Raw genomic sequence first — 15367 nt, 5'->3', positions numbered from 1 at the left:
CCGGCCGCGGAGCAGCAGGAGGGGCAGCGGGGAACGGAGGGGAGCGACGGACGGGGCGGACCGGGCGGACGGGGGAGCGGCGGAGGGGAGGAACGCGTTCGGGCGGAGTACGTCGGACCGGAACGCGTTCGGGGGGGAACGGAAGTTGAGGTCGGCCGGACGGTCGGGGATCGGAATCCGGCCACGGACCGGCGGAGGGCGGCCGACTATCACGTTTTGCTTGTGATCAGTCACTGTGCGGACCTACGTTGCCCCTTGCGACATGACCCGAAGCCAGTGGGGGAGCCACGTATGGCCGCGAACGGACGGCACCGCAGATACCAGCCGAGCCGGATCAACCGTGCCTCGCTCACGGTGACGGCGAGCGGCGCGGGCATCGCGCTTCCTCTCATCACCGCGGCGTCGGCGGGAGCCGCGCCGGTCGAGGTCTGGGAGAAGGTCGCCGCCTGCGAGTCCAGCGGCGATTGGGACGTCAACACGGGCAACGGCTACTACGGCGGTCTGCAGTTCAGCGGCTCCACCTGGTCGGCCTTCGGCGGCACGCAGTACGCGCCGCGCGCCGACCTCGCCACCCGGGACCAGCAGATCGCCGTCGCGGAGAAGGTGCTGGACGGCCAGGGCCCCGGCGCCTGGCCCACGTGTTCCGTGCCGGCGGGGCTCACCCGGGGCGGGGACGCGCCAGGGGCCGCCCCGGAGTCGGGGACCGACACCCAGAGCGCGGGCAGCCGGACGGTCCGGGCCGCGGCGCCGCAGAGCGCGCCGCCCCGCCAGCCGCGGACCCGTCCCGCGGAGGCGACGCCCACCCATGTGCCGGGCAAGCGCGACTCGTACACCGTCTCCAGCGGCGACTCCCTCTCCGGGATCGCGTCCGCCCAGCGGGTGCGCGGCGGCTGGCAGGGCCTCTACGCGGCCAACCGCACCGTCGTCGGGGGCGACCCGGACCTGATCTTCCCCGGGCAGCGGCTGAGCCTCGACCAGAGCCGGGCGGGGAAGGCGGGGGAGGGGAAGAGCTCCGGACAGCCCGCGCGGAAGGCCGCCCCGAAGCCCCCGGCGGCGACGCCGGAGGCGAAGAAGGCGGATCAGCGCAAGGCCGAAGCCAAGAACGAAGCACCCGCGCAGGCCGCGCCCAAGAAGGAAGCCCCGAAGCAGCGGGCCCCTGAGAAGGCGGCCCCGAAGCAGCAAGCGCCCAAGCAGCAAGCGCCGAAGCAGCAAGCGCCGAAGAAGGAAGCGCCGAAGAAGGAGCGGCCCGCTCCGGAGCGGGCCGTGAAGCACACGGGTTTCAGCGCCCCGGTCTCGGCCGGCACCGGCACTCCCTACCGGCAGGCCGGCGGCTGGTCCAGCGGCTATCACACCGGCGTGGACTTCCCCGTGCCCACCGGGACATCGGTGAAGTCGGTGGCTCCGGGCCGCGTCGTCTCGGCCGGCTGGGCCGGAGCGTACGGCTACGAGGTCGTCATCCGGCACAGCGACGGCAAGTACAGCCAGTACGCCCATCTCTCCGCGCTCCACGTGCGCGCGGGGCAGTCGGTCTCCGGTGGGCAGCGCATCGCCCGCTCCGGTTCCACGGGCAACAGCACAGGCCCGCACCTGCACTTCGAGATCCGCACGGGCCCCGGCTACGGCTCGGACGTCGACCCGCTCGCCTACCTCCGGGCAGGCGGCGTCAGGGTCTGAACCGTCCGGTCGGAGCGGGAGCGGCGCAGGGTCGCTCCACCGCGTCGCCGCTGCTTCGTGAGGGGGCCCGGGGTGCCGAATTCCAGCTGCGGCACCGCCTGCCCCGGCGGCAGGGGCGACGGCAGCCGCGTGACGGGGAGCCGCCCCGACGCCGGCTCCGGCACGATCGGGGCCGGCGAGGAAGCAGCGTCCGTAGACGGCTCCTGGGCGTGCTCCGTGCGCAGCCGCTCCCGCGTCAGCATGATCAGGCCGCCGGCGGCCAGCGCTCCGCAGGAGAGGGCCAGGGCGGTCCCCGGGGCGCCGAGGCGGAAGTGCTCGCCGAACAGCGTGATGCCGATAGCGGCGGCCATCACCGGGTTGACCACCGTCACCGTCGCGAGCGGAGCGGTGAGGCCCGCGCCGCGGTAGGCGGCCTGGGAAAGGAACAGGCCCGCCGCCGCGAGCCCGGCGATCACCAGCAGCGGCAGCGCGCCCGAGCGCAGCGAACCGGACGTCCACTCCACGGCCACGGTCTTGGTGAACACCGAGGCCATGCCGAACGCCGCGCCCGCGCCCGTGGCCAGGGCGATGCTGCGCAGGACCGGTCGGCGCAGCGTACGGGCGAGCACGACGAGCGCGCCGACCGCCCCGAACGTCACCGAGGCCAGCAGCGCCTGCTCGGGACCGTTCAGTGTGTGCGGCTCGGCGTTCCCCGTGAGCGCCAGCAGTCCGCCCAGCCCGGCCGTCGCCATCAGGGCGCCGCGCCAGGCCGTCGCCCCCGCCCTCCGCCCGACGAACAGGGCCGCCATCGGCAGGGCGAAGACGATCGTCAGTGCGCCGAGCGGCTGGACCAGGCTGAGCGGACCGTACGCGAGCGCCACCACATGCAGGACCGCACCGGTCCCGTTGAGGAGGACGGCGGCCCACCACACACCGTTGCGCAGCAGGGCCTGCCACGCGTTGTCACCGGTCGCGGCCACGCGCTCCTGGACGATCGCCCCGGCCGCGTAGGCGACCGCGGAGACCAGTGACAGCAGCACGGACAACGCAAGGGAGCTCATGTACACCACGATGTCCCGTCCGGGGCCCCGCGTCGTCGTCCTTGAGACTGCATTTCGGCCTACTGCCCCAGTAGTACGCCCGACGGACCGACGTCCTCCTCCCGACGGTAGTCCTCTCGTCCCCAGACGTCAGAAGTTCTCGCCCGGCGGATACGGTGAGCGGCGAGGGCGGCACCACCGGTGGCCGTACGGCAGGTCACGGGAGCGGGCCGGGAACCGAGGGGGAACAAGGCATGGACCTGGTGCTACTGGCGTCGGTCGGGGGATTCTTCGCGCTGCGGACCACTCCGGTGCCGGGCGGCGGGCACCGTCCGCTGGCGGAGTCGTACGCGGGGGACGGCGGCCCTCTCGCCGCGCGTGTCGACAAGGTCGCGGCACGCCTCGCGGCCCCCGAGCGCAGGGTCGCCGCCTCCATCGCCCATCTCGGTCTCGCCGCCCGGCTCTGGTCCCTCGCGCTGGGTCCGGCCGCGCTCTTCGGGCGGATCCCCGCACTGTCGCCCGACACCCTCCACTGGGACCCGTCGGCCACCTCGCCGGACGACCTGTGGCTCGCGGGGACGGCAGAGCTGCCCGGTACGGCGGCCCGGATCCGCGAGGTGGTCCAGCACGGGCATCTGGACCCGCTGGCCGAGGCGTTCCGTCGCGACGGCGCCATCTCCCCGCAGCTGCTGCGGGGCAACGCGGGGTCCGCGCTCGCCGGAGCCGTGCGCGAACTCGTCGCCTTCGCGCGGGCCCACGACCGGCCGGACGTGGCCGCACGGGCCCGCGCGCTGGCGGTCGAGCTCTTCGACGACGAGGCGCTGCGCCACACCGGGGCCCCGCACGGTCCGGCGTTCCGGCGGCGCAGCTGCTGCCTGTACTGGCGCTGCCCGGGCGGCGGGCTGTGCGGGGACTGCGTGTTCGACCGGTCGCCCGGGCAGCGGGCCGCGGGGCGGTAGCCGTCCCTCAGCCCCTGGACCGGGACCGTCAGGAGGGCAGTGCGGCGTCGATGGCGGCGTCCACCGACGGCAGGACGGGCAGGGCGCTGTCGAGGCCGATCATGTCGATCAGGCGGCGCATGAACGGGGACGGGGCGGCCAGCCGCAGCCGGTCGCCCAGCGCGGTGTGTCCCTGGAGAAGCACGTTCACCGTCGTCGAGTCCGCGAAACCGACGCCGGAGAGGTCCACGACGACCGGGCCGGAGCCGTCGCCGACTGCCGAGGTCAGGGCGAGGCCCAACGGTGCGACGCTGTCGATATCGAGGTCACCCGACACGGTGAGGACCAGAGCGTCCCGCTCCTGCCGAGTGGTGATTCTGACGGCTCTGTCTTCGTTGGGCGATGAAAGCACGGAAGGCACCTCGGGCGGATCGGAAGGGCGGAGAGCCGTGTCGCCGGACGGGCCGACATGGTTCCGTCCCTGGTCGGGGCGGGGTACGGGGTAACGATAGAAGTAACAGTTGCCATTTGACAACATTCTCCATCGGGTAACAATCTGATCCCCGACGGTTGCTCGGCCGGCCTGCCGAAGGGCGGAGAACCGATGGACGCGGAAGCAGGAGCTGGATGGAGCTAGGCGCTGTCCGCGACATCATCGCGGAGTGGGGAGACGGCCGTATCCCTTTGCGGGGAAAGGCGCTCCGAAGCGGCGGCGTGGAAGGCCGCGAGGCCCTCGGCGAGGGCGGCGAGGGCGGCGGGATCCATCCGTTCCAGCACGGCGTTCAGTTCGCCGGCGCGCAGGGCCCGGTACTCTTCCAGAAGGGTGCGACCACGCATACTCAGCCGCAGTTCCACTTCGCGGCGGCTGGTCGGGCTGGGTGCCCGCTGGACCAGCCCCATCGCCTCCATCCGGTCGCAGAGCCTGCTGACGGACGGGGCACGCGAGCCCAGGGCTTCACCCAGCGCCCGCAGATTGGTGCCCTCCTGCTTCTCGATCACGAGCAGGGCCCGAAGCTGGGAGGGCGATACGGTTCCCGAAGCGGCGGATTCCTGGCCCCGGCCCCACAGCACCTCCAGCAGCTCCGAGGCCGCGACGGCGTCTGCGGACGCCTGTTCGCTACTGCTCGGGCGGAATCCTCGGTGGGGCATTCAGCCACTGTGTCACCCGTCAGGCCCGCTTGTCAGCCCGGCCCCGCTCCCTACCACGTCGCAGGACGAAGATTGCGCGAGAGACCGTGAACAGAAGAACGGACATCGAGGCCGCCGTACGGGCCGCCGCGCCGCACGCCCTGCTGGCCACCCTGCGCACCAAGCTCAGCAGCGCCTACGGGGCCCTCGCGGTCGAGCTCCACCTCGCCGACTACAGTCTGCGGGTCCTCAAATCCCTGGACCGGCCCGATGCCGACAGCGAGCCGCTGTCCCTCCACAACAGCCCCGAGGGCCGGGCGTTCGGCAGCCAGGAGCCCCGCGAGCAGCAGGTCCGGCACGACGACGCCGTCGACCACCACCTGCCCGTGACCGTACGGGGCGAACGGCTCGGCATCCTCACCGTCCGGCTGCCCCAGGCCCTGTCCACCCCGGAGCTGGTCGGCGAGCTGACCCACATGGCGGACCTGCTGGGCCACGAGATCCTCGTCGCCGAGCGGGACACCGATCTGTACCAGCGCGCCCGGCGCACCACCCGCCTCACCCTTGCCGCCGAGATGCAGTGGCAGCTGCTGCCCGCCCGCGCCTGCACCGCCGCCGAGTTCGCGATCGGGGCCCAGTTGGAGCCCGCGTACGCCATCCACGGCGACAACTTCGACTGGGCCGCCGACGCCGACGAGCTGACCCTCGCGGTGACCAACGGCATGGGCGAGGGCATACAGGCCTCCCTCCTCACCAATCTCGCCGTCAACGCCCTGCGTAACGCCCGCCGCGCCGGCATCGGCATCGCGGACCAGGCGGCCCTCGCCGACCAGGCCATCTACGACCAGCACCGCGGCGCGTCCCACGTCTCCACCCTGCTGCTCCGCTTCGAGCTGGCGACCGGGCGGGTCGGCGTCGTCGACGCGGGGTCGCCGCAGCTGTGGATGCAGCGCGGCCGGGAGGTCCGCCGGATCGAACTGGAAGCACAGCTGCCGCTCGGGATGTTCGAGGAGTCGCAGTACACGGTCCAGGAGTTCCACGTGGAGCCCGGCGACCGGCTGCTGCTGCTCAGCGACGGCGTCTACGAGGCCGTGTCGCCGCTCGGCGAGGCGTATGGGGAACGCGCGCTGGCCCGCGCCATCCAGTCGACACGGCTGCTTCCGGCCGCCACCGTTCCGCGCGCGATGCTCGGCGAACTGGCGGAGTACCGGGGCACGGAGACGCTCGACGACGCACTGGTGCTGTGCCTGGACTGGTTCGGCCGGCCGGAGGGCCGGGACGTGGCCTGAGCCGCGTCGGAGAAGATCTCCCGCGCCGGCGAGTCCGCGCGCCGCAGATCCGCGTCCTTACGGCGAGCCGCTGAACTGCTGGGTCACCATCAGGTTCCCCCGTCACCGAAAAGTGCGTTCTTCCATGTCAGCGGCGACTCTCCTACGGTTCCCGAGTAACCACAAGTGACCGGGAATCGGCCGGTCCGGTGGCAAGAGGGGGCACGGTCCCCCCAGGACGAGGAGGCGGGCGGCATGGCCATCACCCTGGTGAACCCGAGCGGACTGCCGGAGATCGGCGCCTACAAGCAGGTATCGGTCGCGACCGGATCGAGGCTGGTCTTCGTCGCCGGGCAGGTCGCCTGGGATGCTAAGGGCGCCACCGTCGGCGAGGGCGACCTCGCCGCGCAGGTCGAGCAGGCCTACGTGAACATCGGCACGGCCCTCGCCGCGGTCGGCGGCACCTTCGACGACGTGGCGAAGCTGACCGTGTACGTCGTGGACTGGGCGCCCGAGAAGATGCCCGCGTTCCTGGAGGGGGTGGACCGGGCCGCCGCGCGACTGGGCGCCACGCCCCGAGCGCCCGGCACCTTGGTGGGCGTCGCGGCCCTGGACATCCCCGAACACCTGGTGGAGGTCGAGGCCACCGCCGTGCTCGACGCCTGAGGGCCGCCGGCCGGGCTCAGGTGCTGCTCAGGTGCTGAGCTGGAACTCCGCCCGGATCCGCTTTCCCACCGGCACCCGCTCGGCCGTGAGCCGGTCGCACAGGGCCACCACGATCTCCATGCCGTGACCGCCGAGGCGGGACGGGTCCGGGGCGTACAGCACGGGCATCGCGGTGCTGCTGTCGTACACCGTGACGCTGATGAGCCGCGCGTTGCCCTCCAACTCCAGGAGGTAGGGACCGTGGCTGTAGCGGTCGGCGTTGGTGACCAGCTCGCTCACGGCCAGCATCAGGTCGCTGCGCGTGTGCTCGCCGATCGGGGCGAGGCACTCCACGGCGAGTCGCGTCAGGAAGCGGTCGGCGAGCGCACGCGCCAGCGCGATGCAGCCCGGCTCGCCGTCGAAGACCTCGGCGCTGAGCAGTACCTCGGCGGAAGCCAGCCCCTGACCCGGGTCTTCCGGTGGGGAGGTGACCTGTTCGTTCATGTGCTCCAGCCAGGGCGCCGCAGTGAGGTCGGAGACCTTTTCCGCCAATCGTCTACCCCTGGCGAACGATCCCACTCCAGGAGATCCGGACCGATCCTACGCACGTCCGGGCAGCCGCACCACGGTCACGAAGAACTCGTCGATCTGGCGCACCGCGGCGATGAACTGGTCGAGGTCCACGGGCTTCGTCACGTACGCGTTGGCGTGCAGTTTGTAGCTGCGCAGGATGTCCTCCTCTGCCGATGACGTGGTGAGCACGACCACGGGGATGAGGGCGAGTTCGGGGTCGCCCTTGATCTGCTCCAGCACCTGCCGGCCGTCGTACTTGGGCAGGTTCAGATCCAGCAGCACCAGGTCCGGGCGGGGGGCCTCGGTGTACTCGCCGCGCCGGTAGAGGAAGTCCAGCGCCTCCTGTCCGTCGCGCACGACGTGCAGGGTGTTGCGGATCTTGTTGTCCTCGAAGGCCTCACGGGTCATCAGCTCGTCGCCGGGGTCGTCCTCGACGAGCAGGACCTCGATGGGCTGGACAGGGGTGTTCACGAAGGATCTCCCGGCTGGCTGGTGAGCAGGGCGGGAGCGAGCAGCTCCGCCGTGGTGTGTGTGGGCGCCTCGGGCGCCACGGGCAGGGTGAAGTGGATACGGGTGCCTTCGCCCGGTTCGGTCTCCAGCCAGATCCGGCCACCGTGGAACTCGATGATCTTCCGGCAGAGGGCGAGGCCGATGCCCGTGCCCTCGTACTCGTCACGGGCGTGCAGCCGCTGGAAGATGACGAACACCTTGTCCGCGAACTCGGGCGCGATCCCGATCCCGTTGTCCGACACCGTCAGGTGCCAGTCCTCGTCCTCGCGTACGCAGGCGACCGAGATCCGGCAGGGGACGCCCTCCCGGCGGAACTTCACCGCGTTGCCGACGAGGTTCTGCCAGACCATGGTGAGCGCGGTCGCGTCCCCGAGCAGTTCGGGCAGGGAATCCGGCCGCTCGATCACCGCCCCCGACTCCTCGATCGCGAGGGTCAGATTGCCCAGGGCGCGGTCCAGGGCCCGGCCCAGATCGACCGGTTTCCAGCTCTCCTGCACCCGGCCCACCCGCGAGAACGTCAGCAGGTCGTTGATGAGGACCTGCATACGCTTGGCGCCGTCCACAGCGAAGGCGATGTACTGCTTGCCGCGCTCGTCGAGCTCCTCGCCGTACCGCTTCTCCAGGAGCTGGCAGAACGACGCGACCTTGCGCAGCGGCTCCTGGAGGTCGTGCGAGGCGACGTACGCGAACTGCTCCAGCTCCGAATTGGAACGCCGCAACTCCTCCGTCTGCTCCGCGAGCAGGGCCTCGCGGCTCTGCGCCTCGGCCAGCTCGTCGGCCAGCCGCCGCCGCATGTCCTCCACGGCCCAGGCCACGGCCTGGACGTCGGACGGCCCCTTGATCTCGATCCGTGTTCCGAAGGCCCCCGCCCTGACACGGTCGGACGCGGCGCGCAGCCGGTTCAGCGGGACGCCCACCACCCGGTGGAGCAGCAGGCTCAGCGCCGCGACGGTCAGCACGAAGACGGTGACCAGCGCGACCCCCACCCGATCGCGGGTGGTGCGCGCCGTGCCGAGGTCGGCACGCGCCTGGTCACGGGCCTCGGCGAGATGCCCCTGCTGGGCGCCGTACGCCTGCCGCAGCTGGTCGAAGTCCGCCTTGCTGCGCTGCAACTGAGCGGAGGTGGCGGCCTCGCTCGGCCCGCCCTCCCGGACCGTCGCGATCAGCGGCTCGGCCTTGCTGCGCCGCCACTTCTCGGCGGCGGAGGCGATGGCGTCGAGGTCGTCGGCGTACCGGCTGCCGGGGCCCACCAGCCGCCGCACCTGTGCGAGGCGCTCCTGCTCGGCGGCCTTCCCCGCCTCGTAGGGTTCGAGGAAGGAGTCGTCGCCGGTCAGCACGAACCCCCTGATCCCGGTCTCCTGGTCGAGCAGGGAGTTCTGGAGCTGGAAGGACGCGGATCTGGCGGGCTGGATGCGGTCCACCAGCTCGGTCGTGCGGTCGGAGATCCGCGCCATCACCAGCCCGCCGATCACCAGACAGGCGCAGACGACCACGATGAATCCGCCGAGTATGAGATGGACCCAGTTCTGCACCGACAGCCGCGCGGCGAGGCCGCCCGGCGCGGGCTTCTTCGTCAGGTCACCGCTCATCGGATTCCGCTCCCCAGCCCAGATGCAGTACGGCCACATCGTCCGCGAGGCCGCCGTACGGGGCGGCTCCCTCCGCGGCCCCCGCGACGAGGGCGTCGACGAACGAACGGGCCGGCAGGTGCCCGTTGGCCCGCGCCATCGCGAGCAGCCCTTCCTCGCCGAGGCGGCTGTCGGGGCCGTCGCGCCCCTCGAAGAGCCCGTCCGTGAAGAGTACGAGACCCGCACCGGGCGTCAGCGGGATGTCGACCGTCGGCCACCGGCCGGCCCCGGGCAGCAGCCCGAGCGCCATGCCGCCCTCGGGCTCGACCCAGGTCACGTCCGTGCCCTCACGCAGCAGCAGGCCGGGGTGACCGGCCCGCAGGACCTGCGCGTGCCGCTGCCCGGGTGGGAACGCCAGCGAGGTGACGGTGGCGAACACGTGCGAGTCCGAGCGCTCGGCGACCAGGATCTCCTCCAGCAGGGCTATCTGCTCGGGGTGGGACGTACCGCACAGCACGGCGGTGCGCCAGGCCACCCGCAGACACACACCGAGCGCCGCCTCGGCGGCCCCGTGCCCGGAGACATCGCCGATCACCGCGTGCACCGTGCCGTCCGCGGTCTGCACGACGTCGTAGAAATCACCGCTCAACAGCCCGTGGACCCGCCCCGGCTCGCAGCGGGCGCGCGCCCGGAAGCGGTCGTCCCGCAGCAGGGGGACGGGCAGCAGCCCGCGCTCCAGCCGGGCGTTCTCCTGGGCGATCAACCGGTTGGCGCGCAGCGCGGCGGCGGCCCGTTCCACTTCCTTGCGCTGCAGGGCGTAGCGGACCGCGCGCGAGAGCACCTCCGGGCCCAGGCGGCCCTTGACCAGGTAGTCCTGGGCGCCACCGGCGACCGCGCGGAGCCCGGTGCCGGACTCCTCCAGACCCGTGAGGACGACGATCGCGGCGTCGCTGTCGGACTCCAGGATCTGGCGCACGGCGTCCAGTCCGTGGACGTCCGGGAGGTGCAGGTCCAGGAGCACGCACACCGGGGTGGTGGCCGCGCCCAGGAAGACGCGCGCCTCGGCCAGGGTCTTGCACCAGGTGAGGGCGGAGTCCAGCTCGCTGTCGGTGAGCATCTCCTCGACGAGCAGCGCGTCACCCGCGTCGTCCTCCACGAGCAGGATCGACGCGTTCAGACTCCACAGCGGGGCCTCGATGTGCTCCGAGGCGCCGACCTGCTGGGAGGGAATTCCGGAGATGCCCACAGGAATCGGCGCTGTGCCCAGGGGCGACTCGGTCAACCCTCCACCCCCTCGTCCGACGGCGCGGTTCGTCCGGCCTGCTCGTCAGGAAGCATATGCGAGCGAGGGACCCGGCAGACTCACGCCTCGACGCTCATGCCCTTGCGCAGCTGCTGGACGATCCTGCTGAGCAGCCGCGACACATGCATCTGGGACACACCCAGCTCCGCGCCGATCTGCGACTGCGTCATCTCCGCACCGAAGCGCATCTGCACGATCCGGCGCTCCCGGTCGTCGAGCCGGTCGAGCAGCGGGGCCAGGGTGTGCAGGTTCTCGACGGTCTCCATGCCCGGATCCGCCTCGCCGAGGACATCGGCGTACGCCCGCTGGTCCTGGCCCGAGTCACTGTCCGCGGAGGGGGTGTCGAGGGAACCGGCGGAGTAGCCGTTGGCGGCCACGAGCCCTTCGATGATCTCCTCTTCGGAGAGGTCGAGGTGGGCGGCCAGCTCCTTGACGGTGGGGTCGCGGTCGAGCTCCGCGGAGAGCTGCTCCTTCGCCTGGGCGAGGGCCACCCGCAGCTCCTGGAGCCGCCGCGGCACATGTACGGACCAGGTGGTGTCGCGGAAGAAACGCTTGATCTCCCCGACGATGTAGGGCACGGCGAAGGTCGCGAACTCGACCTCGCGCGACAGGTCGAACCGGTCGATCGCCTTGATCAGGCCGATCGTGCCGACCTGGATGATGTCCTCGGTGTCGTCGCCGCCGCGGTTGCGGAACCGGGAGGCGGCGAAGCGCACCAGGGAGAGGTTCATCTCGATCAGGGTGTTGCGCGCGTACTGGTGCTCATGGGTGCCCTCTTCCAGGACCTGGAGCCGGTCGAAGAAGATCTTCGACAGGGCCCGCGCGTCCTGCGGGGCGATCTTGCCGGCGTCCTCGACCCACGGCAGCTCTCCGCTGGTGACGTCCGCCGTCCGCGCACCGGTCCTGCTGTCGCTGTCGCTCAGCGTCGTCGTTCCGGTGGCTCGCGCTGACATCGCCGTCATGGTGTCGCCCTCCCTGCTGCCCAATGTTTCGGACGGTCGTCTGCCCGGTCCTCGCGAAGTCATGCGTCCCTGATTCCGCTTTTTTTCGCAGGGCTCTCCCGCGGCCCTCCGCCGGAGTCCTCCCCCACGCCCCTCCGCAGGGGCCGCTCGGACGCCGCCCGTACTCCACTCGAACAGAGCAGTGGCCCGCGCATGGCAAACTTGGGCGGGGTGTTTCGGCCTGCGGTGATCCACGATCCGCGGCGAGAAGATGACAGAGGAACGGCAATGACGGTGACAGAGGACAGCCCGGAGCTCGCTCCCGGAATCGAGGAGTTCGGTCCCGGCATCGACCCGGAGCGGCTGGCCGTCTGCCTGAGCGTGCTCGACGAGCTCGACCGGATCGAGGTGGACCACCCGGACGCCATCGCGGTCCGCCGCGCCACCGCCGGGATCTACCGCACCGTGAAGCAGCGCCGCCGCCAGGAGCGCCGGGCCGCGAAGACCGCCCACGACCGTGCCGTCACCGAGGCCACGGCGACCGGCTCGGCCGAGCGCATCGACGACGAGACGCAGGGCGTGCTGCCCTCCTCCTCCGCCCGGGCCGAGATCGCGGGCGTCCTCCAGCGGCCCCGGTCCTGCTACATCTGCAAGACGCGGTACGTCGAGGTCGACGCCTTCTACCACCAGCTCTGCCAGTCGTGCGCCAAGGAGAACCGCTCCCGCCGCGATGCCCGCACCGACCTGACCGGACGCCGGGCGCTGCTCACCGGCGGCCGGGCGAAGATCGGCATGTACATCGCGCTGCGGCTGCTGCGCGACGGCGCGCACACCACCATCACCACCCGCTTCCCCAACGACGCGATCCGCCGCTTCAAGGCGATGGCGGACAGCGACGAGTGGATCCACCGGCTGAAGATCGTCGGCATCGACCTCCGCGACCCGGCCCAGGTCGTCGCGCTGGCCGACTCGGTCGCCGCCGAGGGCCCGCTGGACATCCTGATCAACAACGCGGCCCAGACCGTGCGCCGCTCCCCGGGCGCCTACAGCGAGCTGGTCAACGCGGAGTCGGCCCCGCTGCCCGCGGGCGAACTGCCCGTCGCCGAGGTCATCGGCACCTTCGGCAGCGGCACGGTCGACCGGGTCGCGGCTCTGCCCGCCGCCCGCAAGGAAGGGCTCAGCGCCCAGGAGGTCACGGACCTCGCCCTGGTCACCGGCTCCGCCTCGCCGGCCCGGATCGCCGCGGGCACCGCGATCGACGCGGGCGGCCTCGTCCCCGACCTGCACGACACCAACAGCTGGGTCCAGACGGTCGAGGACGTCGAGCCGATCGAGCTCCTCGAAGTCCAGCTCTGCAACTCCACCGCGCCGTTCATCCTGATCAGCAGGTTGCGCCCGGCGATGGCGGCGACCGCCGCGACCCACGCGTACGTGGTCAACGTCTCGGCGATGGAGGGCGTCTTCAGCCGCGGCTACAAGGGCGCCGGCCACCCGCACACCAACATGGCCAAGGCCGCGCTCAACATGCTGACGCGCACCAGCGCCCAGGAGATGTTCGAGAAGGACGGGATCCTGATGACCGCCGTGGACACCGGCTGGATCACCGACGAGCGCCCGCACCCGGACAAGATGCGCCTCGCCGAGGAGGGCTTCCACGCACCCCTCGACCTGGTCGACGGCGCGGCCCGGGTCTACGACCCGATCGTGCGCGGTGAGGGCGGCGAGGCCCTCTACGGCTGCTTCCTCAAGGACTACGCCCCCGCCAACTGGTAACCCGAACGGCGTAACCGGCCCGTCGGCCCCGTGCGACCGCCGAGAACCCGGCCCAGGATGTTCCCCGGGCCGGGTTTTCGCTGTACCCGGTGGCTGAAAGTGACCTACCGCACACGTTCTATCGAGCGCGGTGGTGCTCATTTGGTTAGGCTGAGGCGAACGGACGTCATCGAAGGGCCCACGAAGGTTCCTCGACCGTCCTGGGACATGGTCGGTAACCCGGCCGCTGTTCCGCCCCGAACCGGCGCCACCGCGACCGACATATCCCATCCCTGCCCCGCGCGGGGCGGTCGCGCCCCGGCATCGCCGCCGGGGCGACGGCGGCGCCCCGGGCGACGCGACACGAAGGAGTGCGCGGTGACGACACCGGAACTGACCGAGCGCGAAATGCGCCCCGCCGAACGGAACGCGGGGCGGCCGGGCCGCCCCGAGAAGCTGCGGAACATCGAGGTCTGGGCCAGGTCCGCCCCGATCAGGCTGGCCGGATACGAGGACGACCTTGCCGAGCCGCACATCCTGCCCGGCATCGACTGACCGCTCAGCGAGTCCCGCGGCCCGTCTCCCCGCCCTCCCGCTCCGGCGGCAGCGGCCGGGAGACGGGCCGCAGGAATTCCCGGACATAGGTGCGGTGCCACCAGCATCCGGTGGCCCGCAGCTCGCGGAGCCCGGTGAACCGGTAGCGGAACACCCGGGCGCGCACCTGCCGGGGCGGTGCGTCGGGGAACGGGTTGTGCCCGAGCAGCCGGAGCGTGTCCCGGTCGCCGTCGAGCAGCCGCTCGGCGAAGGGCCCGAACCAGGGGCGGGCATACGCGGGGGAGAGCGCCGCGAACCACATCATCCAGTCGAGCCGCAGATGGTACGGGGCGAACAGGCGCGGCAGGCTCCGTGGATCGCCCGGCTTGCCGCGGAAGCCGTACTCCCGCCACTCGGCCCCCTCGCGCCCCACCGGATCGGCGCTGCCCTCCACCACGACCTCCAGCCGCATCCGGCTGATGGAGCCGAACGCCCCGTAGGTGTTGACCAGGTGCAGGGGATCGTAGGACCGGTTCATCGCCTGGCGCCGCGAGAGCAGATTGCGCACCGGGCGGTAGCTGAGCACGAGGACCAGGGCGGTCACCGCGATGACCACCACCTCGTACCAGAGGGGCGGCGAGACCTGGGCGGGCGGCGGCCCGGCCAGAGGGGTCCAGTCGATCGCGGAGAGCGCCAGCGCGATGGTGAGCCAGTTCAGCCAGGCGAAGTTCCCCGACAGGACGAGCCAGAGCTGGGTGAGGACCATCAGGCCGGCCGCCGCGCTCGCCACCGGCTGCGGGGTGAACAGCAGGAAGGGCACCAGTAGCTGGGTCACGTGGTTGGCGGCGACCTCCACCCGGTGCACCGGCCTCGGCAGATGGTGGAAGAACCAGCTCAGCGGCCCCGGTATCGGCTGCGTCTCATGGTGGTAGTCCAGGCAGGTCAGCTCCCGCCAGCACGCGTCCCCGCGCATCTTGACCATCCCCGCGCCGAACTCCACCCGGAAGAGCACCCATCGCAGCAGCCACAGCACGAGCACCGGCGCGGCCGTGTCCCCGGTGCCGAGGAAGACCGCCAGGAACCCCGTCTCCAGCAGCAGCGACTCCCAGCCGAATCCGTACCAGACCTGCCCCACCTGGACGATCGACAGATACAGCACCCACGGCAGCGCCCAGAGCAGCATGCCGCCCCACAGCGGCAGCAGCCCGTCGAGACCGGCGATCAGGGCCACCGAGACGGCGCAGCCGGTCCAGGCGACGACGGCGAAGAAGCGGTCCGAGTAGTGCAGCCGGAAGAGCCCCGGGGCGGCCCGCCAGGGCGTGCGCCGCAGCAGCTCGGGGACGGGCAGCATGCCGCGCTCGCCGATCAGCGCCCGGAACTGGAGCGCGGCGGAGAGGAAGGCGACCAGATAGACCACGGCCAGAGCCCGCTGGAAGATCAGTCGGCTCAGCCAGTAGCCGTCCGCGGTGAACCATTCCATCCCTGCCAGTATCGGCCAGGACGCGGCCAGGGGC

At 71.8% G+C, this 15367-nt stretch carries 15 protein-coding genes; 6 read left to right on the top strand and 9 right to left on the bottom strand.

The window, feature by feature from the left end; all coding sequences use genetic code 11:
* Positions 1-291: 291 nt before the first annotated feature.
* Positions 292-1674 (top strand): transglycosylase family protein, encoded by a 1383-nt coding sequence (locus tag AB0F29_RS16825; RefSeq protein ID WP_361872618.1) that lies wholly within the window; start codon positions 292-294, stop codon positions 1672-1674.
* Here the strand turns inward: AB0F29_RS16825 and AB0F29_RS16820 are convergent.
* The gene (locus AB0F29_RS16820; RefSeq protein WP_361872616.1) at positions 1644-2714 is read right to left on the bottom strand and encodes a DMT family transporter; all 1071 of its coding nucleotides are present in this window, start codon (positions 2712-2714) and stop codon (positions 1644-1646) included. The two genes, AB0F29_RS16825 and AB0F29_RS16820, sit on opposite strands and share 31 nt — an antisense overlap.
* A 233-nt stretch (positions 2715-2947) precedes the next feature.
* Here AB0F29_RS16820 and AB0F29_RS16815 point away from each other — a divergent pair, with 233 nt between their 5' ends.
* The gene (locus AB0F29_RS16815; RefSeq protein WP_361872614.1) at positions 2948-3652 is read left to right on the top strand and encodes a (2Fe-2S)-binding protein; all 705 of its coding nucleotides are present in this window, start codon (positions 2948-2950) and stop codon (positions 3650-3652) included.
* A gap of 28 nt (positions 3653-3680) precedes the next feature.
* Here the strand turns inward: AB0F29_RS16815 and AB0F29_RS16810 are convergent, their stop codons facing one another.
* Entirely contained in the window at positions 3681-4043 is a 363-nt protein-coding gene (locus tag AB0F29_RS16810; RefSeq protein ID WP_026290122.1) for an STAS domain-containing protein, read from the bottom strand.
* Positions 4044-4264: 221 nt separating this feature from the next.
* A complete protein-coding gene (locus AB0F29_RS16805; protein WP_361872610.1) occupies positions 4265-4780 on the bottom strand; it encodes a MarR family transcriptional regulator in 516 nt (171 codons plus the stop codon).
* Between the two features lie 86 nt (positions 4781-4866).
* Here AB0F29_RS16805 and AB0F29_RS16800 point away from each other — a divergent pair, with 86 nt between their 5' ends.
* Together AB0F29_RS16800 and AB0F29_RS16795 are read left to right on the top strand one after the other, a co-directional pair.
* Positions 4867-6048: a PP2C family protein-serine/threonine phosphatase gene (locus AB0F29_RS16800; protein ID WP_361872607.1), complete on the top strand. Its 1182-nt coding sequence runs from the start codon at positions 4867-4869 to the stop codon at positions 6046-6048.
* A gap of 234 nt (positions 6049-6282) precedes the next feature.
* Positions 6283-6693, top strand: coding sequence for a RidA family protein (locus AB0F29_RS16795; RefSeq protein WP_361872605.1), 411 nt, complete (start codon positions 6283-6285; stop codon positions 6691-6693).
* A gap of 27 nt (positions 6694-6720) precedes the next feature.
* On the opposite strand, the gene AB0F29_RS16790 is transcribed toward AB0F29_RS16795, so the two are convergent.
* The 5 genes from AB0F29_RS16790 to AB0F29_RS16770 form a co-directional block, all read right to left on the bottom strand.
* Complete coding sequence (locus tag AB0F29_RS16790; RefSeq protein ID WP_361872722.1) at positions 6721-7176, bottom strand: ATP-binding protein; 456 nt, start codon at positions 7174-7176, stop codon at positions 6721-6723.
* A gap of 96 nt (positions 7177-7272) precedes the next feature.
* The gene (locus AB0F29_RS16785) at positions 7273-7716 is read right to left on the bottom strand and encodes a response regulator (protein ID WP_018955676.1); all 444 of its coding nucleotides are present in this window, start codon (positions 7714-7716) and stop codon (positions 7273-7275) included.
* Positions 7713-9344, bottom strand: coding sequence for a CHASE3 domain-containing protein (locus tag AB0F29_RS16780; protein ID WP_361872603.1), 1632 nt, complete (start codon positions 9342-9344; stop codon positions 7713-7715). The genes AB0F29_RS16785 and AB0F29_RS16780 overlap by 4 nt, the downstream gene beginning before the upstream one ends.
* Positions 9334-10569 carry a SpoIIE family protein phosphatase gene (locus AB0F29_RS16775; protein ID WP_361872719.1) on the bottom strand — a complete coding sequence of 412 codons (1236 nt, stop codon included), beginning with the start codon at positions 10567-10569 and terminating at the stop codon, positions 9334-9336. The genes AB0F29_RS16780 and AB0F29_RS16775 overlap by 11 nt, the downstream gene beginning before the upstream one ends.
* A gap of 116 nt (positions 10570-10685) precedes the next feature.
* The gene (locus tag AB0F29_RS16770; protein WP_361872600.1) at positions 10686-11588 is read right to left on the bottom strand and encodes an RNA polymerase sigma factor SigF; all 903 of its coding nucleotides are present in this window, start codon (positions 11586-11588) and stop codon (positions 10686-10688) included.
* A 267-nt stretch (positions 11589-11855) separates the two neighbouring features.
* Here AB0F29_RS16770 and AB0F29_RS16765 point away from each other — a divergent pair, with 267 nt between their 5' ends.
* Positions 11856-13340, top strand: a complete 1485-nt coding sequence (locus AB0F29_RS16765; protein WP_361872598.1) for an SDR family NAD(P)-dependent oxidoreductase — start codon at positions 11856-11858, stop codon at positions 13338-13340.
* Between the two features lie 357 nt (positions 13341-13697).
* Positions 13698-13874: a hypothetical protein gene (locus tag AB0F29_RS16760; RefSeq protein WP_164610478.1), complete on the top strand. Its 177-nt coding sequence runs from the start codon at positions 13698-13700 to the stop codon at positions 13872-13874.
* Between the two features lie 4 nt (positions 13875-13878).
* Here AB0F29_RS16760 and AB0F29_RS16755 read toward each other — a convergent pair whose 3' ends face one another.
* Entirely contained in the window at positions 13879-15333 is a 1455-nt protein-coding gene (locus tag AB0F29_RS16755) for a lipase maturation factor family protein (RefSeq protein WP_361872595.1), read from the bottom strand.
* Between the last annotated feature and the right edge of the window lie 34 nt (positions 15334-15367).

Origin of the sequence: Streptomyces sp. NPDC026589 (assembly GCF_040638385.1) — a bacterium.
In the GTDB taxonomy this organism is placed as follows: domain Bacteria; phylum Actinomycetota; class Actinomycetes; order Streptomycetales; family Streptomycetaceae; genus Streptomyces.
This window is presented reverse-complemented; position numbering and strand designations above follow the sequence as displayed.